The 1,113-nt window shown below is 72.3% G+C and carries 1 protein-coding gene; it reads left to right on the top strand.

Annotated features, from left to right (window positions below):
• On the top strand, positions 1 to 1,113 hold a 1,113-nt coding region (gene glyA / locus AQJ58_RS40215; RefSeq protein WP_067259580.1), incomplete at both ends, for a serine hydroxymethyltransferase.

Here is a 1,113-nt window from a genome sequence, read left to right as displayed (position 1 = left end):
CAGGGCTCGGTCCTGACCAACAAGTACGCCGAGGGCTACCCGGGCCGCCGCTACTACGGCGGCTGCGAGCACGTGGACGTGGCCGAGCAGATCGCGATCGACCGGGTCAAGGACCTGTTCGGCGCCGAGTACGCCAACGTCCAGCCGCACTCGGGCGCCTCCGCCAACCAGGCCGCCCTGTTCGCGCTGGCCCAGCCCGGCGACACGATCCTCGGCCTGGACCTGGCCCACGGCGGCCACCTCACCCACGGCATGCGGCTGAACTTCTCCGGCAAGCAGTTCAACGTGGTCGCCTACCACGTGGAGGCGGCGACCGGGCTGGTCGACATGGCCGAGGTGGAGAAGCTCGCCCTGGAGCACCGCCCCAAGGTGATCATCGCGGGCTGGTCGGCCTACCCGCGCCAGCTCGACTTCGCCGAGTTCCGCCGTATCGCGGACGCGGCCGGCGCCCACCTGTGGGTGGACATGGCCCACTTCGCTGGCCTGGTCGCGGCGGGCCTGCACGCCAGCCCCGTCCCCTACGCCGACGTGGTCACCTCCACCACCCACAAGACCCTCGGCGGCCCGCGCGGCGGGATCATCCTGGCGAAGAAGGAGTTCGCGAAGAAGCTGAACTCCTCCGTCTTCCCCGGCTTCCAGGGCGGCCCCCTGGAGCACGTGATCGCCGCCAAGGCCGTCTCCTTCAAGGTCGCCGCCTCGCCGGAGTTCAAGGAGCGCCAGCAGCGCACCCTGGAGGGCGCGCGCATCCTGGCCGAGCGTCTGACCGCCCCGGACGCCCGGGAGGCCGGCATCGACGTGCTGTCCGGCGGCACCGACGTGCACCTGATCCTGGTCGACCTGCGCGCCTCCGAGCTGGACGGGCAGCAGGCCGAGGACCGCCTCCACGAGGTCGGCATCACCGTCAACCGCAACGCCGTCCCCGACGACCCGCGCCCGCCGATGGTCACCTCCGGCCTGCGCATCGGCACCCCGGCCCTGGCCACCCGCGGCTTCACCGCCGAGGACTTCGCCGAGGTCGCCGACGTCATCGCCCAGGCCCTCAAGCCGAGCTACGACGCCGCGGCGCTCAAGGCCCGGGTCGAGGCCCTCGCCGACAAGCACCCGCTCTACCCC

Source organism: Streptomyces sp. DSM 15324 (assembly GCF_001514285.1).
GTDB lineage: Bacteria > Actinomycetota > Actinomycetes > Streptomycetales > Streptomycetaceae > Streptomyces.
The sequence above is the reverse complement of the archived record's forward strand: the minus strand, read 5'-3'. Positions and strand labels throughout refer to the sequence as shown.